This window comes from candidate division WOR-3 bacterium (assembly GCA_039801245.1).
Taxonomy (GTDB): domain Bacteria; phylum Hydrothermota; class Tepidihabitantia; order Tepidihabitantales; family Tepidihabitantaceae; genus JAOABP01.
In genome coordinates this window covers 17,474-40,694 of sequence record JBDRUF010000001.1, presented here as the reverse complement: position 1 = coordinate 40,694, position 23,221 = coordinate 17,474, and the positions used below count along the sequence as shown (strand labels likewise).

Here is a 23,221-nt window from a genome sequence, read left to right as displayed (position 1 = left end):
TTATTTTTAAAAGCGGTACCAGAGATAAATTGCCAAGAGCAGCAGGATTACTGCAAAGGTGGTAATGGCAAACGAAAGCCCGAAGGTAATTGAGGCAAAACCAAGGTTTAAGATAAATGTGGGCACACCAAACTGCACCGACTTGAAGAAGAAATCCCTGACCGGTCCGGCAGGAAAAAGCCCGCTGAGGAAATGGGAAAGGACCGAACCGGCAACGCCAGCAACAACAAGCGCAATGATTAAAAGTCCGATTGAGCGTCCACCCGCATAAACTGGTCTGTTTCTCATTATCTTCTTAGGTCAACTATAACCATCTGGTTAACACTAATCAAGTCCAACCGCTTCCATACCCCTCAGCCGTAACTGCACCAGCCGGGCAAGGATGCCAATAAATGTCCCGCTGATGACCCCAAAAAGGACAACAATCGGTGCCAATAGCCACAAACCTGAACTGGGAATAAGTAAAAACCTTGCGACCAGCAACTGACCAATATTGTGAAAAACACCACCGGCACAACTGATTCCCACCGCACTGAAAAAACCCCTGCCAAGTGTTTTAATCGCAATCATTGCCCCGAGACCAAGGACGCCACCCGCAAGAGCAAAAAAGAAAAATGGGGTCAGAAACCTGCCAGCAACGATTGAGCCCAAAAGAAGTTTCAGGAAAAATACCGCAATTGCGCCGAGAGCACCGACATCCATCAGCGCGAGAACAATCCCCAAATTGCCAACACCCAGACGCAGCCAGGGTAATGGTAATGGCAGCAAATTGTCAACTGTATAAAGACCAATTGCCAGCGCCGCATAAACCGCAATCCGCACCAGTTTATCTCGTGATGGCATCAACTCCGCCTCTGCCCTTGAGCATTACCACCACCCTGTTGGGCGCGCACACAACCATCTGTCCGCCCATCTCAGCCCTGCCCATCTTAACGCACACCTTATGCGGGCAGTCTGAATCCCTTATCCTTGCACCCCGCCCCTTTATCTCCACTACCGTCTTTCCTATCGGACCGGTAAGAATTAAAACAGTATCCTTGGGCAGGGTAAATGTCAATGTCCCTTCCTGCCACTGCACAACACACTCCTCGGGGCTCTCCTTTTTTCTCCAAGTGGACCAGAGCCAAAAACCGCTGAGAAACAAAAAAAATATTATCAAAAGCCAGTCACCGGTTTTTATCAAACCCGACCTCATATTACAAGGTCAGCCCTTCTGCCGCAAACACCACATCTCCCTTCTTTAACATTCACCACCCTTCCCTGATAACCGCTGCGCTCAACCAGAACCGTTCCGCATTCAGGGCAGAATGTATCCCGATATTTCGGAGGTGCCTGGACATTTCCCAGATAAACATAATAAAGTTTCCTTTTGGCAATCTCAGCAGCCCGCTCAAGTGTTGCCAAAGGTGTCATCGGCTCCTCTGCCTTATGCCTTGGGAAAAACCTCGAGAAGTGCAAAACCGTATCTTTGCCCAGTTGAGAGACAAAATCGGTCAGCTCCTCTAACTCCTCATCAGAATCGTTCCTTCCCGGAATCAAAAGTGTGGTCAACTCAATATGGCATCGTCCTTTTGCTGTCTTTATCGTTTCAAGAACCGCACCCAAATCCCCCTTCACATAATCACGGTAAAACCCCTCCCTGATTGACTTCAGGTCAATGTTCATCGCATCGATCAATGGCAGAAGTTCGTTTAACGGCTCAGGATTAATCATCCCGTTTGTCACCAGCACATTTTTAATCCCGGCATTATGCATCAGCCTGCCCGCATCCAGAAGATACTCATACCAGACCAAGGGTTCGCTATAGGTATAGGCGATGAGTTTAAGCCCATAATCCTTGACAATCCTTACCAGTTCCTCAGGCGCTATGTATTTGCTCGGTGCCCGGTTCTGGGAAATCTCCCAGTTCTGGCAGAATGGACACAGAAGGTTACAACCGTAGGTGGCAACAGAAAAAATCTCCTCCCCCGGATAAAAGTGGTAAAGCGGCTTTTTCTCAATCGGGTCAACCGCCATTGAAACCACCTCGCCATAATTGACCGCAAAAAGTTCACCATCAATGTTCTTCCTGCCCAGACACCTGCCGGTTTTTCCCGGTGCAACCAGACACCTGTTAGGACACAAAAGGCATCTCACCCTGCCATTCTCTTTCTCTGTCCACAGCGCCCTTTTATTCATCTCCACCTGTCCTTATTATAATAACTGAATCACCCCTCGCCTCAAAGAAATACGCCTCCACACCCGGCAGACTTTTTAACATTTCCCTCCCCTCATCCACACCTAAGACAAAAAGGGTCGTGGCATAAACATCAGCCTCGAGCGCATTTGGTGCTATCACCGTAACCGCCGCACAACTTTGTGCCGGATAGCCGGTTCTTGGGTCAATGATATGGCAGAACCTTTTACCCTCCCTTTCAAAGAACTGCTCATAATCACCGGATGTTGAAACCGCCCTCTCCCTTAACTGCAAAACTTTTACCACACCTTGCTTCCTTGGGTGCTGAACCCCGACTCGCCAATCTCTATTACCAAAAACCCTGATATCACCACCAGCATCAATCAACCCCTGCTTTACCCCTGACGCCTGCAAAAGTTCCACAACCCTGTCAACCGCATAACCAACCGCAATCCCTCCAAGGTCAATATTGACATTATTACCCAAAACAACCGATTCCCCCTTAACCACTACCCCCCTGCAATCAACCCTTTCCAGCAATCCGGCAATAACCGCGCTTTCCGGAACCTGATAATTACCATCATAAAAACCCCAAACCCTCAAAAGCGGCTCAACCGTAATATCAAAAACCCCGCCGGTCCTCTCTCCAAAATCATGCGCCCTTTTAAGCAAATCCCTGGTCTCTTCTGAAACAAAACCCTTCTTATTCCTATTCAGCCTCACGACCTCGCTCTTATCAGAAAAGAGCGACCATAAGGAATCCAGCCTCCCCATCTCCTGCAGCGCCTTATCAACCGCTTTATCCAACCCCTCCTTACTCTCCCCTATCACCTTGATTCGCACATAACTGCCAAAAACCATCCCGCTCTTCTCCACCTCAATCAGCCGCGGTTTGCAGGAAATGAAAAAAAGCATCGCCACGCAAAAAATCAGCCGTCTCATCGCTATAATATAAGCGCCCAATCCCTGAAATCAAGAAATAAATCCATAAGTTTAAATATATTTAAACAATTTATCAGAGGAGATATTTTTCTAAATCTCGCATCTTCGTGCCTTATCTAAAATCCACCTTTTACCCCGGGGGTGATCCCCTGGGTAAATTTGTTTTCTGCCCAAAAAGGCGGCTGAAAACCGGCATTAAATCCAAAACACCCTGATAAATTTATTGCCAGATTGCCATTTATCAGTAAGATACCCATTATGCTTCAAACCAGACCCCTGCTTGTGCCCGCACCCAAGAAAAAGCCCAAAGCAAAGAAAAGGCTGATATTTGTCATTTTACCAATAGCCCTTTTTGCCCTTATCTACTTTGTCATCTTCAATCGTCCTAAAAAAATGGCACCCATTTTAAAAGAAACACCTCCATTAGAAATCACCAGCAAATCCTTTGCAGTCCAGGCAGGTGAAATCCTGCCCTTTGTTTTGAACCGCGCCGGTGTTCCGGCAAAGGTTGCCGACAGCACCATCATCGCCCTGCGTGACTTTGGCTTCAACTTCCGCCTGATGCGCCCTGGTGACAGCCTTATCCTTCTTTATCGCAACGACACCCTGTTCCAACTCCATTACTGGCGCAGTTATGACACCATCTATTCAGTCGCGATAGAATCCTTCCCCTATCGCGTGGCGCTCATCACCAGGGAAGTTCAACTTCTGCCCGCGCTCATTAAAGGTGAAATTAAAACCTCACTTTACCAAGCGCTGATTGACTTAGGTGAAAAGCCCGGGCTGATCGCCTCTTATACCGAAATCTTTGACTGGGAGATTGACTTCTTTTCTGAAACCCAGGAGGGCGACTCCTTTATGATTCTCGTCGAAAAGAGGTATGCCGACTCGGTATTTCTGGGCTATGCGCCCATAATCGCTGCCCGTTACAAGGGTCTTGTCGGCGACTTCTCGGCGTTCAGGTTCACCGACCCAGAAGGCATAACCGACTATTACAACCCTGAAGGTCTTTCAATGCGCAAGACATTCCTCAAGTCGCCTTTGCGCTTCTCCCGCATCTCATCATTCTTTGGCAGACGCTTCCATCCGATTCGGCGCATCCCGGCAAGGCATCAGGGGATTGACTATGCCGCACCAAAAGGGACACCAGTCTCCTGTGTTGCTGATGGCAGGGTCATCTCTGCGGGCTGGTCTGGTGGTTATGGACGGCTAATCAGTATTGGTCATCGTGACGGTTATGAAACCCGTTACGGACATTTAAGCGGCTTTGCCAGAGGAATAAAGGCAGGGATGCCGGTAACTCAGGGTCAGATAATCGGCTATGTTGGTTCAACCGGACTCTCCACCGGACCCCATCTTCACTACGAGGTGCGCAAATACGGCTCACCGGTCAACCCTTTGCGTCTCAACCCTCCCCGCGCCGGTGCGATTAAACTTGCCCATCTCCCGCTTTTTAAGGCTTTGCGGGACAGCCTCAACCCCTATCTTTCGGGCAAATCGCCGCAGCCAGGACCAGTCCCATAACATCTGCCGCACCCGCTTTTAACAGCTCATTTGCTGCGGCTGAAATTGTTGCCCCGGTGGTCATCACATCATCAACTAAAATCAACCTCTCACCTTGGAATTTCACCCCTGGTTTTACCATAAACGCATCCTGGACATTCTCCATTCTTTCAGCATCATCTTTCATCTTTGTCTGACTCTCGGTATTCCTTTTTCTTATCAAAGGGTCAAGAAGTGGAAGCCCGGTGATATTTGAAACCTCCTTTGCCAGAAGATATGCCTGATTAAACCCACGCTCCCTTAACCTTGCCGGATGCAAAGGCACTGAGCAGATTCCATCCGCCCTTTTCAACTGACTGTCCTGCTCAAAAAGGAGCGCGAGCGCACCGCCAAGAACTGGCACAAGCGCGGTCTTTTCCAAATACTTTAATGCCTGAATCAGACCCTGAAAAGGCGGCTGATAAACACCCACCGCCCTGACCCTGCTCAAACTCAATGGCAACTTGCACCTGCCGCAAACACCCGCATCGGGCAGACAGGGGCGACCGCAACGACAGCACACATCAAGTTCACTGGTAAAGAGTAAAAGCCGGCAGGAGTCGCAGATGAGCCCCTCTTCTATCTCCTCATCGCACCCAAAACAGACTGGCGGAAAAAGAAAATCGGCAAGGGAGCGAAAGAGAAAACCGACCCGGCTCAAAATTGAGCCGCTTGAACTCATTTTCTGCGCAGGAAGATAAACAAAATAACAATCCCTACGAGCGTGAGGAAAAGTGCAACCACCTGGTTTCCCCAGAAGTTTGCCGCATTTTCGTAGAAGCGGACAAAATCAATCCCGAACCGGAAAAGGGAGTAAAGGATGAGAATGATGGCAAAAAGAACACCGGGCTTCAGCCTTTTCCTTTCAAGAATCAGCGCCAGACCAAAAAGGAGAAAACCGGCAAGGGATGAATAGAGCTGGGTGGGATGAAGCGGCTGATTGGGAAACTGGGCACCGGCAGCAGAACCAGGCGGAAAGACAACGCCAAGGAAAGAATTTGCAGGTTTGCCAAAACAGCAGCCGTTAAGAAAACAGCCAATTCTGGTAAACCCTTCACCCAAAACCAGTGCTGGTGCGACCGCATCAAGCAGTTTGACCAACGGCAGCCTATTAACCCAGACAAAGACGAGCCCGGCAATGAATGCACCGATAAACCCGCCATAAAACATCAAGCCGGAAAGACCGGGCGGATTTCCCCAGAACCTGATAATACCAACCAGGTCGTTTTTGAAATCACCCCAGTGAAACGCCACATAAAAAAGCCTGGAACCTAACACCACTGCCAAGAGCACCCACAACGCCAGGTCGGTAATCTTCTTCGATTCTATTCCCAATCGCCTTGCCCGGGTTTCCACAATCCATATCCCTAAGGCGAAGGAGATAAAAAGCATCACCCCATAGGAATAGAGCTGCAGACTGCCGACCCTTAAAAGCACTGGCAACATCGGGCAATCGTAAACCTTTAACGCTAACAGTCAAGAAAATCCCAAAACCTCCTGATGAAAAATTTGCCCAATCCCTTTTTGCCATTATTATAAAGGGTGATTTATCTGATTTTAGTTTTATTCTCCGCCTCTTTGAGCGCCCTCATTCTTCTCATTTTTGAGAAAAGGGAGGGTGATAAGCGGCTGCTCCACATTGAGGCTGAACTTGCGCGGTTAGAACCCCTTGCCTTTGCCAAACATTATGCCCGTCTGAATCAGTTTCAGCGCCGGGTGGGCATTGTTTACCTAAACCGGTTACCCACCACCCAGGACCGCACGCTGGCAAATTTGTTTGAATCAGGGCTGAGGTTTGCCGAGCACAACGCCTGGGACAAGGCGTTAAACCGCTGGCAGGAGGCAAAATCAAAGGCAAAACGGGATGAACTGCTTGCCCTCCATATCCTCTGTGCCGGCTGTTTCATTATCACTCGACGCCAAAATGAGGCACAAGCGGAATTGACCCGGGCAATTGCCCTTGCCAAAAAAACAAAAAACAAAACCGGCCTTGCGGCTGCATCTTATCTCCTTGCCGGCATCGCAAAGGATAACGGCGAGCTCAAAAGGTCAAAACTTCTCTTATGCCAGACTGTTCAATTAACACAAAAAATCAAAAATCGGGATTTCCAAGTAAAAGCGCTCGTCAGACTGGCAGAGGTCCTTGAAAAGGAAGGGCAGTTTAATAGAGCAATCGACCAGTATCGAATTGCCATCAGACTCCTTGAAGAAACTGGCAATTACCATACTGCCGCTACCCTTTATACCGCTATCGGCGATATCCTTTTCTCTCAGGGTGAAATTGATAAAGCCCGCGCCGCTTATGAGGATGGACTCCACCTTGCCCGTGAGACCCGTAACCGGCTCAGCGAGGCTCAGAACCTCACTGCCATCGGCACAATTCATCGCACCCAGAATGATTATAAAAGGGCGATAGATGTTTTTGAGAGGGCATTGCATATCTACCGTGATATCAACTTCCTGCGGGGTCAGGCACAGGTACTACACGAACTGGCGATTGCCCATGAACGCAGCAACGCCATTGACATTGCCCGGGAGTTTTTTGCCCAAGGGCTCGCCCTCGCCCGGCGCGTCAACGACACCAAACTCATAGCCCGCAACCTCATTGGTCTGGCGGTCAACCACATTCTTCATCACTCCCTTTTCGATGCTGAAGCCCTCTTAACCGAGGCGCTGAACCTCAGCAAGCAATCTGGGAACCTAACCGAACTCACCTCCTCCCTGATAAATCTGGGACGACTCCACCTCATTCAGGGCAACAATGATAAAGCCATTGCCACAATAAAGGAAGGATTGGAATCCGCTCGCAAAAACAAAGACCGCTACCACCAGTCAAAGGCGCTCTTGGAACTATCACGGGCTTATCGTAACGGTGGCGACACCGATAACGCCCGGCGTACCCTCGACCAGTTGCGAAAGACCAGCCGCAATCTTATTGACAAAAGAATAAATGCTGATGCCGACACCGAACAGGGATTAATCCTGGCATTGGATAAGGAATGGGATCAGGCACTGGCAATGCTCCATCGGGCATTAAGACAACACAGGGAAATGGAAATGAACCGTGAGACTGCCTACGACTTGCTCAATATCGGCTTACTCCACTTATCACAAGGAAAACCAAAAGAGGCAAAAGCCCCACTGGAAGAGGGTTTAAATGTCGCTCAAAAGATTGCTGACTTTGGCTTAACCGCGCGGCTCCATTCCGCACTGGGAGAGGTATATCAATCATTAGGAGAAAAAGCACTTGCCAGGGAAAATTTTAGCCAAGCGCTGAATCTATTTCGCAGTATCAATAACCAGTGGGGCGAGGCGAAATGCCTTCTGAAATTAGGCTCACATCTGTTGGCGTGTAACCTTGTTGAGGAGGCCCGGATGAATCTCGAACAGGCTTTAAGGCTTTACCAGCGTCTTAACGACAAGAACGGCACAGCCACCGCTAAAGCCCTTTTAGAGAAACTACCACTTCCTCCTACTGGTGTTCAATTCATCACCGGTGCTTGACTTGAAAACCAGAATCTATATATTAATTCCGTAAAGGGCGATTAGCTCAGTTGGTTAGAGCGCTGGTCTCACATACCAGAGGTCACACGTTCAAATCGTGTATCGCCCAGTGTTTTTATTGCACCTTCTTCCGTGGCCTGCCCCGTCCCCTCTTAATATTCAGTTCCTCTCTCGTGAGCCGGATTGCCTCACGAACATGGTATTCGCTCACACCGTACTTCTTGGCAATGTCGCTGAGCGGAACCCCATCCTCCTGCATCTTCAACATTACCAGCCGCTCTGCCCGCGAAACCGTTCGATGCCAGGCAACTATCCGCTGTCCCGGCTTGATTTTCATCCTTGGAACCAACTGACGAATCCGCTCGCGGGAAACACCAACCGCTCGCGCCAATTCCGCCTGGGTCATACTCGCAACCTTCTTACCCAGCTTCTCGATTTTCTGGATTGCGGTCAAACCCGCACTCTTTCCCTGAGTCTGTTTGGTCTGCTTCATAACCTTTTTCCTCCCTTCAATGATTGGTAAACAGCCTTTTTATCTTGCCATTTTGATTTACTCGGACACCGGCTATTAAACCCTTATCCTTCATAATTGATTTTCGTTATTTTGATTCTGGTCATGGGCTGCCGGTGCCCCTTTTTCCGGCGGTAGTTTTCCCTGCGGATGAACTTATAAACCGTCACCTTTTCCTTGCGGATATGGTCAACTATACTCGCCTCCACATAAGAGTTGGCAACAACCGGATTACCGATAATTGCTCTGTCATCGGTCCGGACTAGAAGGACATCCTCAAACCTGACCGTACTCCCCACATCCCCTGGGAGTTTCGGAACGGTCACCACCTCGCCAGGCTTAACCAGGTATTGAAAACCACCAATTTTCACAACTGCGTACATCTTCCCGCTCCATCTCAACAACATTTACCGACCTTGTTCTTAAAAGCGATGTGCTGCTCCTTGGCTGAATGCGACGGGCAGAAAGCAAAACCAAACCAAGCGAGGTGAGCATAAAAGCCACCGCCAGCGCGCTTGTAATCTTCGCCATAAATGGGGCCGCGCCGCCGCCGCCAAAAATCGATTCACCACCGCCGAATATTGTACCTAAGCCACCCTTTTGGGGTTGCTGTATTAACACAACCAGCACCAAAAGGATTGCCACTAACAGATGCAGAAATATCAGTACCGCATACATATCATCTTCTCCTTTACAAATTAAATTTTAACTCCTTCAAAACAGAAGTCAAGAGTTGTCATTTCCCTTTTTGACCAGTGCAAGCATTGACAATCGCCACAAAATCATCCAGGTCGAGACTGGCGCCCCCCACCAAAACACCGTCAATTTCAGGTTCCTGCAGGAGATCCCTAACATTTTCAGGTTTTACACTCCCTCCATAGATAATTCGCACATCCTTTGCCCCAAGGGGCAGGTTATCTTCAAGCCAACGCCTTATATAGGAATGAACCTCCTGTGCCTGCTCTGGAGTGGCATTCTGACCTGTGCCAATCGCCCATACCGGCTCATAGGCAATTTCAAATTCTGGCTGGGCAATCCCCTTTAAGCCTTTTTCCAGTTGGCGCCTGATGACGCTGATAGTCTCACCACCCTGCCGCTCCTGCAGGGTCTCACCGCAGCAGAGAATCGGTCTCAGACCATAAGCAATGGCTGCCCGCACCTTGAGGTTACACGCCTCATCACCCTCACCGAAAAAGTGGCGCCTTTCCGAATGACCGATAATACAGTAGGTGCACCCAAGCTCCTTCAAAAAAACCGGAGAAACCTCACCGGTAAAAGCACCCTTCTCCTCCCAGTGCATATTCTGCGCACCATAGGTAATATGACTTTCCCGCAAAACATCAGCCACCGCCGGAATTGAGGTAAAAGGGGGAAAAACCGCCACCTCGCAATTCAAAGAATCGCCCACCCTCTTCACCAACTCCTGAACAAACAACCTTGCCTCATTCACACCCTTGTTCATCTTCCAGTTACCGGCAATAAGTAGGCGCCTCTGCATCACTCCGCCTCAGCCAAAACGGCAACACCCGGCAGTACCTTCCCCTCAAGAAACTCAAGTGTTGCTCCACCACCGGTTGAGATGTGGCTCATCCTATTGTCCAATCCCGCCCTTCTCACCGCCGCCCCGGTATCGCCGCCACCGACAATCGTTGTTGCCCCTAATGCTGTCGCCCTTGCCATCGCTTCAGCAACAGCAAATGTCCCCTGGGCAAACGGCTCTTTCTCAAACATACCCATAGGTCCTGCCCAAACAACCGTCTTTGCCCCCGTAATTATCTCACTGAAGATGCCAGCGGTCTCCTTGCCAATATCCAGCCCAATATCCTCTGGTCCAATCTCCTCCACCCTCACATTTTTGCCTTCCAAAACACCGGCATTTTTTGCCACCACCACATCCACCGGTACAACCAGCCGCGGGTCATCCTTCAGATCACTAATATCTTTTAATAAATCGGGCTCACATATTGACCTGCCGATTGAAACCCCCTGCGCTAAAAGAAAGTTAAAGGCAACACCCCCACCAAGCAAAAGTCTGTCCACCTTAGGTAAAAGATTCCTTATCACCCCTGCCTTGTCTGAAACCTTGGCACCCCCGATTACCACCACAAAAGGTCTAGTAGGATTACCAAGCAAAGGCGAAAGATAATAAAGCTCCTTTTCCAGGAGAAGACCGGCAGCCGGTTGCGAAAAAAACCTTGCCATTCCAACGGTGGATGCATGTGCCCGATGGGCAGTTCCAAAGGCATCGTTGACATAGAGGTCAACCAGTGAAGCCAGCGCCTTGGCAAATTCCGGGCTGTTCCTTTCCTCACCCGGATGAAACCGCAGGTTCTCTAAAAGGACAAGACCCTTAGCGGGCACATCCTTGAGGAACCTCACCACCTCAAACCCAACGCAGTCCGGCGCAAAATAGACCCTTTTGCCCAAAAGTTGTTCAAGACGCTCCGCCACCACTTTAAGGCTGAATTTTTTGTCAGGCTTGCCTTTTGGTTTGCCCAAATGTGAGCCCAAAACAACCGTCGCCCCCTTATTTAGTAGAAGCTCAATCGTTGGCACTGACGCGCGAATTCGACTGTCATCGGTAATCTCACCCCGCTCATTCAAAGGGCAATTGAAATCCACCCGCACAAAAACCCTTCTCCCGAGTGTGTCAAGCGCCTTCACCGAAAGTTTGGGCATCCCCTAAAGCCTTTCCGCAATGTATTCAATCAGGTCAACCAGTCGGCAGGCATAGCCGAACTCATTGTCATACCAGGCATAAACCTTGACCAAGTTGCCATCAACAACCGCGGTCAACCCGGCATCAAGGATTGCCGAGTGCGGATTGCCCACAAGGTCAACCGAAACCAACGGCGCGGTCTCGTACTGTAAAATCCCTTTCAGTTCCCCCTCTGCCGCCTGTTTGAAGGCAAGATTGACCTCCTCAACACTGGTTTTTTTCTCCACCACACAGGCAAGGTCAACGATGGACACATCCGGGGTCGGCACCCTTATCGCCATCCCGTCAATCTTCCCCTTCAGTTCCGGAAAGATGACGCCGATGAGTTTTGCCGCACCGGTTGATGTCGGAATCATAGAGAGGGCTGCTGCCCTTGCCCGGCGCAGGTCAGAATGGGGCAGATCAAGAATCCGCTGGTCATTGGTATAGGCGTGAACTGTGGTCATATAACCCCTGACGATTCTGAAACGCTCATGCAGCACCTTCGCCACCGGCACAACACAGTTGGTCGTGCACGATGCGTTGGAGATGATGTGGTCATTTTTCGGGTCATAGGAGTTTTGATTCACACCCATCACGATTGACTTAATCCCCTCACCCTTTGGCGGTGCGGAGATGACCACCTTACGCGCACCAGCAGCCAGATGACCGCTCGCCTTCTCATAACTCCGGTAAAGACCGGTTGACTCAAGAACAATATCAACACCCAGGCTTCTCCAGGGCAACTCAACAAGATTCTTGACGGCAAAAACCTTTGCCCTCCTGCCCGCAATCACCAACTCATCACCCTCCGCACTCACCTTTTCCTTGAATCTGCCATGAACCGAATCGTATTGCAAAAGGTGCGAGAGTGTCCCCGCATCGGTGATGTCATTCACACCCACAAGTTCAATCCTTGGATGGGTTGCCACCAGCCGACCGACCAGCCGACCGATTCTGCCGAACCCATTTATTGCCAGTTTAACCTTTTCTGCCATAGTCTTTCCTTTCTTTAATAAACTGTCTATCAATATTATTGACAAACGCCTTGCGGTCAAGAGAAAAATTAAAAAAATTTTCTGCCGACCTCCCCCGCCTGTAACCCCTACCGAAACCAACTCTATCCTTGAATTCAAACCCATACTTCCATCTCCACCACCTCAAAAGACACTGGGAAAAATGGTTAGGGGGAGGGTGGAGGGGACGCGTGCTAAAATTCTATGATATTTATCCCTAAAATTTTGAAATTCAAGGCACTATGCCAATCTCCCCAGCCATTTTGTATACCTATAAGTATAATTATGGTGGTCTCTGAAAACAGCCACCTTAAAAGGGTAAAATGTGGCTATGAGAAAAGGGAAATGTCCAAGGTGTTCTGACACTTGGCGTATCCATAGCGGAGATATAATAATGGGGAATTGACCACACAGGGGAAATAAATAGATTATTGACTTAGTAAAAATTTGACAGTTTAAATAAGTATGTTAATATCCTCCAAAATGCAAAACTTGGCGGTTATAATCAAAGATAACCCTAATTTTCATTGTGCACAATATGAGCATCCATTCAAATCGGATCGGAGGTAAAAGTGAGAAAAGTTATAATCTGGTCTGCAGTACTGTTAATCTCCTTTACCGGTTGCAAGAATTTAAATCCGGTAGCAAAGTTGAAAGGTCCGGAGTATTTCCCCGAGCGGGGGCAGTGGATTTATCAGATGTATGAGACGCGGTCACCGAATTTCCGCTGGTCCTATAGCCGGGTTCAGCAGGACTGGGAGCGGATGAGATATGAGAACAGTTCCGGCAAGGAGATTGAGATTGAGGTGATCAGGACCCTTAACTTTTACCCGGGCTCTTCGGGCTCGTGGTGGACCTATTTTTATGTTGATGCGAGCGGGGTTTATGATTATACCGGTTATGAGTTTTATCCGACACTGCTTTTTCCGGTTGAACCGGGCAAGGGTTGGGTGGTGGAGAAGGTGGCGCTCATGGATGGCAATGGATGGCCGGTTGACACCCGGCTGGAGGCAGAGACTTCACTGGATACGGTGCGGGTGCCTGCCGGCGAGTTTAAGGCGGTGAAGGTGGAGCTGAACTTTTATGACTATTACGAGTGGTATATTAATAAGCAGAAGCGACTTTACTGGAAACTGGTGCGCTGGTTTGCCGAGGGTTACGGGATTGTCCGGGAGTATGATTCCTATATACCGAAGTATAAGGACTTGGAGTCGGTTAATTTATTTGTGGATGGCGGAGGCGGGAAATGAGAAAGGGAAGGCTGCTTGTTGCCGGGGTGCTGGCGGTGCTACTCCTGCCGGCAGGGGTCAGCGCCAAGTCGCTGATGGCGATTAATTTTCAAACCGGCTTGACCCAGTCTGCAGGTTATACATTTGCCGGTATCAGGTCGGTTTTTTCGGGGATTGTCGGGGTCTCCTATGACCGGGCACTTGTTACCAGCCGTTATAACAAAGGTGTATTCGGGTTGCTTGTGGGTTATCAGCCGGAAGGAAGCACCTTTTTTGTTTTTCTGGGCGGAAACTTTGCCGTTGGCATGAAGAGCGGGGTTTATGACCCGGTGCAACGGGGTAGTGTACCACTGTTTATTGATTTTGGGGGCAAGATGCGAATTGCCGGCAGTGAGCAGGTCAGGCTATGTTTGAGCGGTGAACTGAAATATCACTTTGACCCCGGGATGATGTTTGTCCCAACTGGACTTTCACCCGGCCTCGGTCTTTTGGTGGAGCTGGGCAGGTTGTGATAAAACAGTAGGTATCATGAAAAGGACTTTTTTGCTTGGCTGGTCATAGTTGCGATGTGTTCCGCAGCCAGTCTTACTTGGCTCGGTTCGCTCGGCACCCCTTATGCTGAGTGCCATGGTGTTTCGGCGGATGGCGGTGTAGTTGCGGGCTGGGCTGGTGTTTACAGCCCGCATTATGCGTGGCGCTGGACAGCGGATTCGGGAATGGTTGCCTTGCCACCACTGGTGTCCGGCCGGGACTGTGAAGTCTGGGGTCTGTCCGGGGACGGCAGTGTAGTTGTGGGCACGGGTTTTGTTGACGGAAACAATGATTACCGTGGTTTCTGGCGCCGGGGTGATTCATTGATTATATTGGGCACTCTCGGCGGCAGAGTGAGCTGGGCTTATGCCGCATCCAAGGATGGTTCTGCAGTTGCTGGTAGCGCCGAACATTCCTCTGATTACAACCATGCGTTCCGCTGGACCCCTGATTCTGGAATGCAGGACCTGGGCGTGCTGCCGGGAGCGCTGCGGAGTGTCGGTCGGGCTATATCCCTTGACGGTGGTGTAGTGGTGGGCTGGTCCGGGTTTGAAAATATGATTCACCATGCTTTCCGCTGGGAAAACGGGCAGATGGTGGACATTCATAATCCCAGCTTTGACCAGAGCGAAGGGATTGGGGTATCAGGTGACGGGCAGGTGGCTGTGGGCGCCTGGGGTCCCCAGTCAATGACGCCGTGCCGACCTTTCCGTTGGACCCAAACCACCGGTATGCATGACCTTGGAACACTTGGGGGTGAATGGGGAGAAGCCTGGGCGGCAAATTATGACGGTTCAATTGCAGTGGGCTGGTCAGAAAGATCTGAGGGCAACTGGGGCGCTTTCCGTTGGACCGAGTCGGGCGGAATGGAGGATCTGAATGTTACCTATTCAGAGCTATTAACACCAGGGTCGGTTCTCCGTGATGCGATGGCGATTTCGCCCGACGGCAGATTTATTGCCGGCAGAGGTTATAATGCTGCCACAGGGAGGGATGAAGCGTATCTCTTGTACACGGGTCCGCACGGGACTTCAGAAATGGAAGCCCGGGCACGGTTGGACACTCCTTTTACCGGAGTAAGGACATATTTCCGAGATGTATTACTACTCGGTTTTCAGTTAAAGCAAAGGAATCAGGTGGTCTTGAAGGTGTATGATGTAAGTGGCAGAAGCGTCGCCTGCCTGATTAATTCGGTACTGCTGCCGGGTGATTACCAAACGGTTTTTGTCCCTGAAACGGGTTGTGGTGACGTCTTCATCTGTCGGTTGCAGATAGGTGATGCGGTTTATAACCAGCGGCTGATCAGAATAAGGTAAGGTCACCAGTTTCCCTAATTAGTCTTTGACACCGTCTCTATACCGGGGATAATTTATTTGCCACTAAATTTTCTTGACAAAAATATCAGGGGTGATATAATTAACCAGGTAATCTGATGTCATCCTTGGCGAAATTCTAAGGAACTGCTCCCGGTTATTGGCATAACCTCCAATCAGGGAGATGAGAAATCAGGCTTATCTAAAGGAGCAACTATGACTCAGGAAGAACTTAAAAACAAAAAGATAACCGAACTGTACGAAATTGCCGAATCCTTGAACATCCCGGACTACCGGGAAAAAAGGAAGCCCGGATTGATTATGGCAATCCTTGAAGCCGAAGCCCGGCAGCGGGCAACCGAAGGTGGCGAAGGTGGTGTCCAGGTTGACGGTGTCCTTGAAATCCTTGAGGAGGGGTTCGGCTTTCTCCGCTCACCCGAATACAGTTATCTGCCCTCATCTGATGACATCTACGTCTCCCCCTCCCAGATAAAGCGTTTCGGGCTGCGCACCGGTGATACCATTACCGGTGTTGCCCGACCACCAAAGAACAGCGAGCGCTACTTTGCCCTTTTGAAGATTGAGACCGTGAACGGCTCACCACTTACTGGTGAAAGACCGCGCATACCCTTTGATGCCCTCACCCCCTTATATCCGCAGGAACGCATCCATCTTGAAGTCCCGGAGCGTAACGACCTGTCAATGCGGGTTGTTGACCTCTTCACGCCGATCGGCAAAGGACAGCGCGGACTCATCGTCTCGCCACCCCGTGCTGGCAAGACAGTACTACTCCAGAAAATCGCCAACTCCATTACCATCAACCATCCGGAGATCAAACTCATCATCCTCTTGATTGACGAACGTCCCGAAGAGGTGACCGATATGGAACGGTCGGTTAAAGCAGAGGTGATAAGTTCCACCTTTGATGAGGTGCCGGAAAGGCATGTCCAGGTAGCGGATATGGTCTTGGAAAAGGCAAAACGCCTGGTCGAGAGCAAGCAGGATGTCGTTATCCTCCTTGACTCCATTACCAGACTCGCCCGCGCCCACAACCTGGTTGTTCCCCATTCTGGTCGCACCCTTTCTGGCGGACTGGACTCCAATGCCCTGCAGAAGCCGAAGAAGTTCTTTGGCTCTGCCCGCAACATTGAGGAGGGTGGTAGCCTCACCGTGATTGCCACCGCCCTAATTGAAACCGGCTCAAGGATGGATGAGGTCATCTTTGAGGAGTTCAAGGGAACCGGGAATATGGAACTCATCCTTGACCGCCGGCTCGCTGACCGCAGAATCTTTCCGGCAATTGATCTGCAGCGTTCAGGCACCCGCAAGGAGGAACTCCTGTTAACCGAATTTGAACTCAACCGCATCTGGGTTTTGCGCAAACTCCTTGCCGAACTCAATCCGGTGGAGATGATGGAGTTCGTTCTTGACAAGATGCGCCTCACCCGGCACAATAAGGAGTTCTTAGAGTCAATGAGTGAAGGCTAAAGGAGAATTAAAATGAAACCAAAGATTCACCCACCCTATGGCGAATGTATCGTTACCTGTGCCTGTGGTAACACCTTCAAGACCCGCTCAACCCGACCCAAACTCCATGTGGAAATCTGCTCTGCCTGTCATCCCTTCTTTACCGGCAAACAGAAGATCGTTGATACCGCCGGACGGGTTGAGAAGTTCCGCCGCCGCTATCGCAAAGGCGCTGCTGAAAAGGAAACGAAATAAACCCCAGCCGTGACCGAAAGACTCACCGCCCTGAGCGAGCGTTTGCAGAAACTTGCGGAGTTTCTTTGACATTAATGCCCTCCGTGCCGAACTGATAAGACTCAACACCGAATCTACCCGACCGGAATTCTGGAACTCACCGCGCGAGGCGCAGGTGGTAATGCGTCGCATCGCCATGCTCAACGACCTGGTTAACCGTGTTGATAAGCTTACTAAAGAGATAAACGAAACGAAGGAACTTACCACCCTCTTTGCGGATGAGACCGAGGCGAATACCCTGCAGGAGCTAACCGAACACTTAAATAAAATTGAGCATGACCTCGAAGCGCTTGAGGAGCGCGCCCTTTTCAACTCGCCAGAGGACAATCGCAGTGCAATCCTCTCCATTCATCCTGGTGCTGGCGGCACCGAATCCTGTGACTGGGCAGAGATGCTTTTTCGCCTCTACACCCGATATATTGAAAATCAGGGGTTGAAGTATGAAATCCTTGACTTTCAGCCCAATGAGGAGGCAGGCATCAAGGATGTAACACTTGAAGTTACCGGACCATATGCCTTCGGTCTGTTGAAATCAGAAATGGGGGTGCATCGGCTGGTTCGGATATCACCATTTGATGCCAATCGCAGACGCCATACCAGTTTTGCCGCTGTTTCGGTCCTGCCGGTGGTAGATGAGATTGAGGTTGAAATCAACCCCAATGACTTAAAGATCGATACCTTTCGTGCGGGCGGGCATGGTGGACAGAATGTCAACAAGGTCAGTTCCGCAGTGCGGATTACCCATATCCCCACTGGCATCGTCGTTACCTGCCAGAACGAACGCTCCCAGTTTCAGAACAAGCAGAACGCCCTCAAGGTCCTTCGCTCCCGCCTTTATGAGTATTACCGGCGCGAGCAAGAAAGCGAACTGAAAAAATTTGAGGAGTCAAAAACCGATATCGCTTGGGGGCATCAGATTCGCTCCTACATCCTTTTCCCTTACCAATTGGTGAAGGATCATCGCACCGGCTATGAGACCCGAGATGTGGAGTCGGTTCTTAGCGGCCATATCGAAGGCTTTGTCCACGCCTATCTGACACAAAAAATTTCTTGACATCAGCAGAGTTTTGGGTAAAAGATTTAATGGAAAATATAATAAAAAAGGAGGCATCGTGAAGGCATCGATTGACACAGAACTTTGCACCGGTTGCGGTTTGTGTGCAGACACCTGCCCGGACATTTTTGAACTCAACGGCGACGTTGCCCGGGTCAAGGTGGATATTGTGCCTGAGGCCGCTGAAGAATGTGTTCAACAGGCAGCTGAAGACTGCCCGGCAAGTGCGATAAAAGTCGAGTAAAGGCTAAGTTAGCTCTCTCGTTAGATTAACACCCGCTTCAGCTCTTTGCGTAACCTTCCCAAGTGAGCGGGGAAACCTTTTAGCTTAACTTGCCGCCTGCCGTCAAACACCCGCTCAGAAACTAAAAGACCGCTCCTTTTAATCTTAACAACCAAATCCCAGCGATTTTCCGGAATGGTAAACGTCCTAACAACCATCCGCCTCTCAACATAATCCCAGATTACATCCTTGAGCTCTTTCACCCCGTCACCGGTTAATGCCGAAACAAACACACCAGCCGGATAACGCTCTTTGAGTCGAAAAATCGTGGTCTCGTCAACCGCTCGATCAATTTTGTTAAAGACCAAGATAGTGGGTTTTTCACCTGCCCCAATTGCGGTCAGTGTTTCTTTCACGGTATCTATCTGAGATTCAACCTGAGGCTCGGTGACATCGGCGACATGGAGGATCAAGTCCGCCTCATTAATTTCTGCCAGCGTTGAACGAAATGAAGCGACAAGTTGTAAAGGCAGGTTACGGATAAACCCAACTGTGTCGGTTAAAACTGCCTCAAACTCCGGGTGCAGGGGAAATAATCTGGTGGTCGCATCAAGTGTAGCGAAAAGTTGGTCCGAAACCTTGGCATCGGCACCAGTAAGGCGGTTAAAAAGGGTTGTCTTGCCTGCGTTGGTATAACCGACAAGGGCAATCTGCCAAATGGAACTCCGGCGCCGGCGCTGTAACTGCCGCTCCCTTTCAATCCGTGCTAACTCCCGGCGCAACACCGTTATCCGCTGCTCAATCCGCCGTCGGTCAACCTCAAGTTTTGTTTCACCAGGACCCCTTGTGCCAATACCGCCGCCCAACCTGGACATCTCGACTCCGAGCCCGGTAAGCCTGGTCTTAATATACTCCAACTGGGCAAGTTCAACCTGTGCCTTTGCCTCGGCGGTTCGGGCATGAATAGCAAATATATCAAGAATTACCGCCGCCCGGTCAATCACCCGGACGCCGATAATATCTTCAAGGTTCCGCAGTTGGGTGGGAGTAAGTTCATCCTCAAACACTACGAGGTCGATTGCATATTTGCGGCAAAGCTCTTTTATCTCCTCGGCTTTGCCTTTCCCAATCAATGTCGCCGGTTCGAGACGACTTCGAACCTGAATCAACTTTTCCACGACAGTTCCTCCAGCGGTCTTGACCAATGCTGCCAGTTCTGTGAGGGCATCCGCCTTTGCCCAGCGGTGGCGCGATACTCGCACAACGCCAACAAGTAAGACTCGGGAACTCATCACGCCTTTGGTCTCAATACATACAAGAGTCGGTAAACGAAGGTAAAGAGCGTGCCGGCAAAAATGAGCCCCACCCCGAAGGGGAAATACCGCTTACCAAGAACAATAGCGCTGAACATCAGAACCACCACCCGCACCGGTCGTTCAAAAAACCCTACCTGGCAATCTCTGCCGACCCCTTCTGACCGCGCCCGAACATAGCTCACCATAAATGAAAAAAGTGACGCCAAGAGGGTCATTAACACAAAAATGTGGTTAATCTCCAGATAATACCAAGCGATGCCGATAAAAATAATCCCCTCGCTCAAGCGGTCAATTGTGGAATCCAGAATCGCTCCTGCTGAGGAGGTCTTACCAGTTAACCGGGACAACTCTCCATCAATCGTATCACACAAACCCACTAGACCGGTAATAATCCCTGCCCAGGGAAAGAAACCATACTTAAAAAGAAATGCGGCGCCGAGGCTTAAAGGAATAGCTGCAAGCGTCACGCTACTCGGGCTAATTCCCAAACGAGCAAACAACAAGACAACCGGCCTCAAAATCCTTCTACCTTTGTCCTTAGTCTCTTTTCTCATACCCAGCGATAACCACCATCACCTCACCCTTCAATTCTCTTTCTGCCAGCTGCTCAAGTAATTGCGACACCGAACCGCGCAACACCTCCTCAAATTTCTTCGTTAACTCCCGACAAACAACCGCCTTTCGGTCTCCCCACAGTTCTTTTGCCTCGCTGAGGAAGCGCTTAACCCGCCGCGCCGATTCACAGAAAACCATCGTCCTTTCCTCTTGGGCAAGCGCCAACAAGCGCTTTCGCCTTCTACCTGCGCGCTTGGGTAAAAATCCTTCAAAAGCGAACCTGTCCGAAGGCAGTCCTGAAACTACCAGTGCTGCCAATAACGCCGATGCACCGGGAACCGGTATTATTCTGAATCCCTTCTCAATTGCTGCCCTGATCAGATAAAAACCGGGGTCAGAGATACCAGGTGTTCCCGCATCACTTACCAGCGCAATTGCCTGACCTCTTGACAAAAGTTCAAGAATCTCCGGAGTCCGACGGAGCTTGTTGTATTCGTGATAGGAAATCAAGCGGTTTTGAATTCGGAAATGTCTCAAAAGCAGACCGGTACGACGGGTATCTTCACAGACGATGCCGTCAACATTGGCAAGGGTTTCCAAAGCCCGCTGCGTGATATCCCCAAGATTACCTATGGGAGTGGAAACGATATAGAGACCAGGTGCAGGTTTCACTCTATTTACAGGTCAAAAAATTCAACCTTGGTTTTCTCGATATCGAGAACTGCCGCAGTGCTTCTCCCAGTAAGCCACCCACATGCCTCACCTGGGTTGATAATTACTGGTTTACCGGGCTCATATCTGACCCGATGGGTGTGTCCGTGAATATAAAAATCGCAATCAGGTAAGTCATCAGTCGGTTCATGGGTAACCACCACCGTCTTACTGCCAAACTGCAAGGAAAGAGGGGATAGCTGAATCCTGAAGCCGAGTTTATTCGCCACCTCTGCCAGCGCATTGCGGTCACCGTCACAGTTACCATATATAAGTACCAGTGGTGATCTTAGCTGTCCAAATTCCTTAAGAACAAATGGGGCAACAATGTCCCCGCAGTGGATTAGCTGATTAATTCCAATTCGGTTGAACAGTGCTACCGCTTGACGGACCTTATCAAGATTGTCATGCGTATCAGCAATAATTCCCAATTGCATCAGCGGAGTAACTTAGTTAGCTCCTCAAGTTCCTTCAGCCGCATCGGGTGGCGCAGTTTGCGCAAAGCCTTCGCTTCAATCTGCCTAACCCTCTCTCGGGTAATGTTGAAAATCTGCCCGACCTCCTCGAGCGTCCGCGGGCAGTTGTCGCCAAGACCAAAACGCAATCTCAGCACCTTCTCCTCTCGCCGCGTCAATGTTTTCAAGCCTTCATTTAACTTTTCCCTCAAGAGCTTTACTGCAGCATCGTGTGAAGGGGAGACTGTTTTATCATCGTAGATGAAATCGCCGATAAAACTGGAGCCTTCTTCATCAATCGGTTTGTCAATTGATATGCCGAACTGGGCAATCTTGCCCAGTTGCTCCAGTTTTTCCTTTGGCGTTGAAAGACGCTGCGCCAGTTCGGCAGTGGTCGCCTCCCGACCACAGGACTGGAGGAAGCGACGTTGTATCTTCGCTACTTTGTTAATGGCATCGATAATATGTGCCGGAACCCTTACGGTCCGAGATTGATCAGCAATCGCCCGCGTAATCGCCTGTTTAATCCACCAAGTGGCATAGGTTGAAAACTTAAAGCCTTTCCGATAGTTGAACTTCTCTACCGCCTTTATCAGACCGACATTACCTTCCTCTAAAAGGTCAGCAAACTCCAGTCCCCGATTGATATAACGTTTGGCAATTGATATCACCAGCCGCACATTACCTTCAATCATCCGGTCGCGGGCAGCAAGAATTTTTTCTTCACAGGCAGCCATCTCCGTCAATATGCGTTTCAGTTGGGAAGGACCTTTGCCAAGAAACTGCCTTGCCTCTCGGATTTTCTTTCGCAATTCCTTTGCCTCTTGAGTCCGGGTTCTCCCCTCCTTCTCTAATTTTTCCAACCTTTCCTGATATTCTAACGCCTTATTGGCAACCGCTTTGAATTCGTTAAGGAAATTATTAATGATGTGGTGCTGAAGTGAAAGTGCCTGAATCCGATTGAAGACATGGTGTTTGAGCGTAGCGATTTCCTTCTTTATCTTGTTAGTAAGTTTTTTCTCCTGTAATTCTTTTAACCGCTCAGCTGCACGGCGAATATCCCGCAAACACCGTATAAATCGCGTCCGTTCCCTTGCTAAAGCCTTCTTGTCAAAAAGACATTCGAACTCCACCCGGGCGATCTGGTCCAATGCCCTTGTTCCATCCTCAACAGGCTTGCACTCCTCAACCAATCTAATCATCATCGGCACCGGATCAAATAAATACTGAATCAGATTCCTGTATCCGTCTTCCATCTCCCGGGAGTACTTTACCTCTTCCTCACGGGTGAGAAGGGGTAATTTTGCCAGTTCGCGGAAATAAGCCTTGGTAGGATCATCTGTGCGCTGAACTACTGGCTTAGGTCCACGACGAGGAAGAAGCACCTCCTCCTCATCCACATGCCTCTCCGCCATCTGGATTCCCTCCCGGTCGAGACAAGCGATCACCTCCTCTAACCTTTCAGGTGCCATTAAGACCTCGTCAGGCAGCGCCTCCTCAAGTTCTTCGTAAGTAATCCGTCGGTCGCCCGCTGCTTTTTTTAAAATATTATCTAACCACTCCGGCTGTTGACCACTCTCAACTTGAGCCGTATCCCCTCCAAAGCCTGCGTTCTTTTTTAACCCTTTTGTCTTCTTTTTATCTCGAATTTGCTCTTTTCGCTGGTTGTTCTTTTCTCTCATTC

At 49.9% G+C, this 23,221-nt stretch carries 27 protein-coding genes and 1 tRNA gene; 10 read left to right on the top strand and 18 right to left on the bottom strand.

Features of this window, described 5'->3' with window-relative positions:
• Positions 1–6 precede the first annotated feature (6 nt).
• Genes ABIK47_00215 through ABIK47_00195 form a run of 5 tightly spaced genes read right to left on the bottom strand, consistent with a single transcriptional unit; the run spans position 7 to position 3,118 of the window.
• Positions 7–288 (bottom strand): DUF4321 domain-containing protein, encoded by a 282-nt coding sequence (locus ABIK47_00215; protein ID MEO0019053.1) that lies wholly within the window; start codon positions 286–288, stop codon positions 7–9.
• 36 nt (positions 289–324) lie between these two features.
• Positions 325–843: a Gx transporter family protein gene (locus ABIK47_00210; GenBank protein ID MEO0019052.1), complete on the bottom strand. Its 519-nt coding sequence runs from the start codon at positions 841–843 to the stop codon at positions 325–327.
• Positions 827–1,195: a NusG domain II-containing protein gene (locus ABIK47_00205; protein ID MEO0019051.1), complete on the bottom strand. Its 369-nt coding sequence runs from the start codon at positions 1,193–1,195 to the stop codon at positions 827–829. Before ABIK47_00205 ends, ABIK47_00210 begins: the two co-directional genes overlap by 17 nt.
• Positions 1,192–2,178: an AmmeMemoRadiSam system radical SAM enzyme gene (gene amrS / locus ABIK47_00200; protein ID MEO0019050.1), complete on the bottom strand. Its 987-nt coding sequence runs from the start codon at positions 2,176–2,178 to the stop codon at positions 1,192–1,194. Before amrS ends, ABIK47_00205 begins: the two co-directional genes overlap by 4 nt.
• A complete protein-coding gene (locus ABIK47_00195; GenBank protein ID MEO0019049.1) occupies positions 2,171–3,118 on the bottom strand; it encodes an FAD:protein FMN transferase in 948 nt (315 codons plus the stop codon). Before ABIK47_00195 ends, amrS begins: the two co-directional genes overlap by 8 nt.
• Before the next feature lie 258 nt (positions 3,119–3,376).
• Here ABIK47_00195 and ABIK47_00190 point away from each other — a divergent pair, with 258 nt between their 5' ends.
• The gene (locus tag ABIK47_00190; GenBank protein ID MEO0019048.1) at positions 3,377–4,642 is read left to right on the top strand and encodes a M23 family metallopeptidase; all 1,266 of its coding nucleotides are present in this window, start codon (positions 3,377–3,379) and stop codon (positions 4,640–4,642) included.
• Here ABIK47_00190 and ABIK47_00185 read toward each other — a convergent pair.
• Together ABIK47_00185 and lgt are read right to left on the bottom strand one after the other, a co-directional pair.
• Positions 4,593–5,342, bottom strand: a complete 750-nt coding sequence (locus ABIK47_00185; GenBank protein ID MEO0019047.1) for a ComF family protein — start codon at positions 5,340–5,342, stop codon at positions 4,593–4,595. The genes ABIK47_00190 and ABIK47_00185 overlap by 50 nt on opposite strands.
• A complete protein-coding gene (lgt, locus tag ABIK47_00180; GenBank protein MEO0019046.1) occupies positions 5,339–6,106 on the bottom strand; it encodes a prolipoprotein diacylglyceryl transferase in 768 nt (255 codons plus the stop codon). Before lgt ends, ABIK47_00185 begins: the two co-directional genes overlap by 4 nt.
• A 96-nt stretch (positions 6,107–6,202) precedes the next feature.
• Between lgt and ABIK47_00175 the strand changes: the two genes are divergently transcribed.
• Together ABIK47_00175 and ABIK47_00170 are read left to right on the top strand one after the other, a co-directional pair.
• The gene (locus ABIK47_00175; protein MEO0019045.1) at positions 6,203–8,164 is read left to right on the top strand and encodes a tetratricopeptide repeat protein; all 1,962 of its coding nucleotides are present in this window, start codon (positions 6,203–6,205) and stop codon (positions 8,162–8,164) included.
• Positions 8,165–8,199: 35 nt separating this feature from the next.
• Positions 8,200–8,273 (top strand) — tRNA-Val (locus ABIK47_00170).
• A gap of 6 nt (positions 8,274–8,279) precedes the next feature.
• Here ABIK47_00170 and ABIK47_00165 read toward each other — a convergent pair.
• The 6 genes from ABIK47_00165 to gap all read right to left on the bottom strand — a co-directional run bounded on the left by ABIK47_00165 (position 8,280) and on the right by gap (position 12,371).
• Positions 8,280–8,657 carry a hypothetical protein gene (locus ABIK47_00165; GenBank protein ID MEO0019044.1) on the bottom strand — a complete coding sequence of 126 codons (378 nt, stop codon included), beginning with the start codon at positions 8,655–8,657 and terminating at the stop codon, positions 8,280–8,282.
• A gap of 83 nt (positions 8,658–8,740) precedes the next feature.
• A complete protein-coding gene (rplU, locus tag ABIK47_00160; protein ID MEO0019043.1) occupies positions 8,741–9,058 on the bottom strand; it encodes a 50S ribosomal protein L21 in 318 nt (105 codons plus the stop codon).
• Positions 9,015–9,353 carry a preprotein translocase subunit SecG gene (gene secG, locus ABIK47_00155; protein ID MEO0019042.1) on the bottom strand — a complete coding sequence of 113 codons (339 nt, stop codon included), beginning with the start codon at positions 9,351–9,353 and terminating at the stop codon, positions 9,015–9,017. The genes rplU and secG overlap by 44 nt, the downstream gene beginning before the upstream one ends.
• 58 nt (positions 9,354–9,411) lie before the next feature.
• Positions 9,412–10,173 carry a triose-phosphate isomerase gene (tpiA, locus tag ABIK47_00150; GenBank protein MEO0019041.1) on the bottom strand — a complete coding sequence of 254 codons (762 nt, stop codon included), beginning with the start codon at positions 10,171–10,173 and terminating at the stop codon, positions 9,412–9,414.
• Positions 10,173–11,354: a phosphoglycerate kinase gene (locus ABIK47_00145; GenBank protein MEO0019040.1), complete on the bottom strand. Its 1,182-nt coding sequence runs from the start codon at positions 11,352–11,354 to the stop codon at positions 10,173–10,175. Before ABIK47_00145 ends, tpiA begins: the two co-directional genes overlap by 1 nt.
• A 3-nt stretch (positions 11,355–11,357) precedes the next feature.
• On the bottom strand, positions 11,358–12,371 hold the full coding sequence (gene gap, locus ABIK47_00140; GenBank protein MEO0019039.1) for a type I glyceraldehyde-3-phosphate dehydrogenase: 1,014 nt from the start codon (positions 12,369–12,371) through the stop codon (positions 11,358–11,360).
• Between the two features lie 590 nt (positions 12,372–12,961).
• Between gap and ABIK47_00135 the strand changes: the two genes are divergently transcribed.
• The 7 genes from ABIK47_00135 to ABIK47_00105 all read left to right on the top strand — a co-directional run bounded on the left by ABIK47_00135 (position 12,962) and on the right by ABIK47_00105 (position 18,521).
• Positions 12,962–13,639, top strand: a complete 678-nt coding sequence (locus tag ABIK47_00135; protein MEO0019038.1) for a hypothetical protein — start codon at positions 12,962–12,964, stop codon at positions 13,637–13,639.
• Complete coding sequence (locus ABIK47_00130; GenBank protein ID MEO0019037.1) at positions 13,636–14,130, top strand: hypothetical protein; 495 nt, start codon at positions 13,636–13,638, stop codon at positions 14,128–14,130. The genes ABIK47_00135 and ABIK47_00130 overlap by 4 nt, the downstream gene beginning before the upstream one ends.
• Before the next feature lie 54 nt (positions 14,131–14,184).
• Positions 14,185–15,465, top strand: coding sequence for an HAF repeat-containing protein (locus tag ABIK47_00125; protein ID MEO0019036.1), 1,281 nt, complete (start codon positions 14,185–14,187; stop codon positions 15,463–15,465).
• Between the two features lie 213 nt (positions 15,466–15,678).
• On the top strand, positions 15,679–16,950 hold the full coding sequence (gene rho / locus ABIK47_00120; protein ID MEO0019035.1) for a transcription termination factor Rho: 1,272 nt from the start codon (positions 15,679–15,681) through the stop codon (positions 16,948–16,950).
• Between the two features lie 12 nt (positions 16,951–16,962).
• Positions 16,963–17,184 carry a 50S ribosomal protein L31 gene (rpmE, locus tag ABIK47_00115; GenBank protein MEO0019034.1) on the top strand — a complete coding sequence of 74 codons (222 nt, stop codon included), beginning with the start codon at positions 16,963–16,965 and terminating at the stop codon, positions 17,182–17,184.
• 9 nt (positions 17,185–17,193) lie between these two features.
• Positions 17,194–18,277 (top strand): peptide chain release factor 2 gene (prfB, locus tag ABIK47_00110; protein ID MEO0019033.1). Its coding sequence is split into 2 segments (ribosomal slippage): positions 17,194–17,250 and positions 17,252–18,277, totalling 1,083 coding nucleotides; the frame shifts between segments, so codons are not numbered across the junction.
• Between the two features lie 58 nt (positions 18,278–18,335).
• Positions 18,336–18,521, top strand: a complete 186-nt coding sequence (locus ABIK47_00105) for a ferredoxin (protein MEO0019032.1) — start codon at positions 18,336–18,338, stop codon at positions 18,519–18,521.
• A gap of 20 nt (positions 18,522–18,541) precedes the next feature.
• On the opposite strand, the gene hflX is transcribed toward ABIK47_00105, so the two are convergent.
• From hflX to ABIK47_00080, 5 genes are read right to left on the bottom strand one after another with little or no spacing between them, the layout of a single operon-like run.
• The gene (gene hflX / locus ABIK47_00100) at positions 18,542–19,792 is read right to left on the bottom strand and encodes a GTPase HflX (protein MEO0019031.1); all 1,251 of its coding nucleotides are present in this window, start codon (positions 19,790–19,792) and stop codon (positions 18,542–18,544) included.
• On the bottom strand, positions 19,792–20,370 hold the full coding sequence (locus ABIK47_00095) for a CDP-alcohol phosphatidyltransferase family protein (GenBank protein ID MEO0019030.1): 579 nt from the start codon (positions 20,368–20,370) through the stop codon (positions 19,792–19,794). The genes hflX and ABIK47_00095 overlap by 1 nt, the downstream gene beginning before the upstream one ends.
• Positions 20,354–21,043 carry a 16S rRNA (cytidine(1402)-2'-O)-methyltransferase gene (gene rsmI / locus ABIK47_00090; protein ID MEO0019029.1) on the bottom strand — a complete coding sequence of 230 codons (690 nt, stop codon included), beginning with the start codon at positions 21,041–21,043 and terminating at the stop codon, positions 20,354–20,356. Before rsmI ends, ABIK47_00095 begins: the two co-directional genes overlap by 17 nt.
• Before the next feature lie 5 nt (positions 21,044–21,048).
• A complete protein-coding gene (locus ABIK47_00085) occupies positions 21,049–21,519 on the bottom strand; it encodes a metallophosphoesterase (GenBank protein ID MEO0019028.1) in 471 nt (156 codons plus the stop codon).
• Entirely contained in the window at positions 21,519–23,219 is a 1,701-nt protein-coding gene (locus ABIK47_00080; protein MEO0019027.1) for a sigma-70 family RNA polymerase sigma factor, read from the bottom strand. The genes ABIK47_00085 and ABIK47_00080 overlap by 1 nt, the downstream gene beginning before the upstream one ends.
• Between the last annotated feature and the right edge of the window lie 2 nt (positions 23,220–23,221).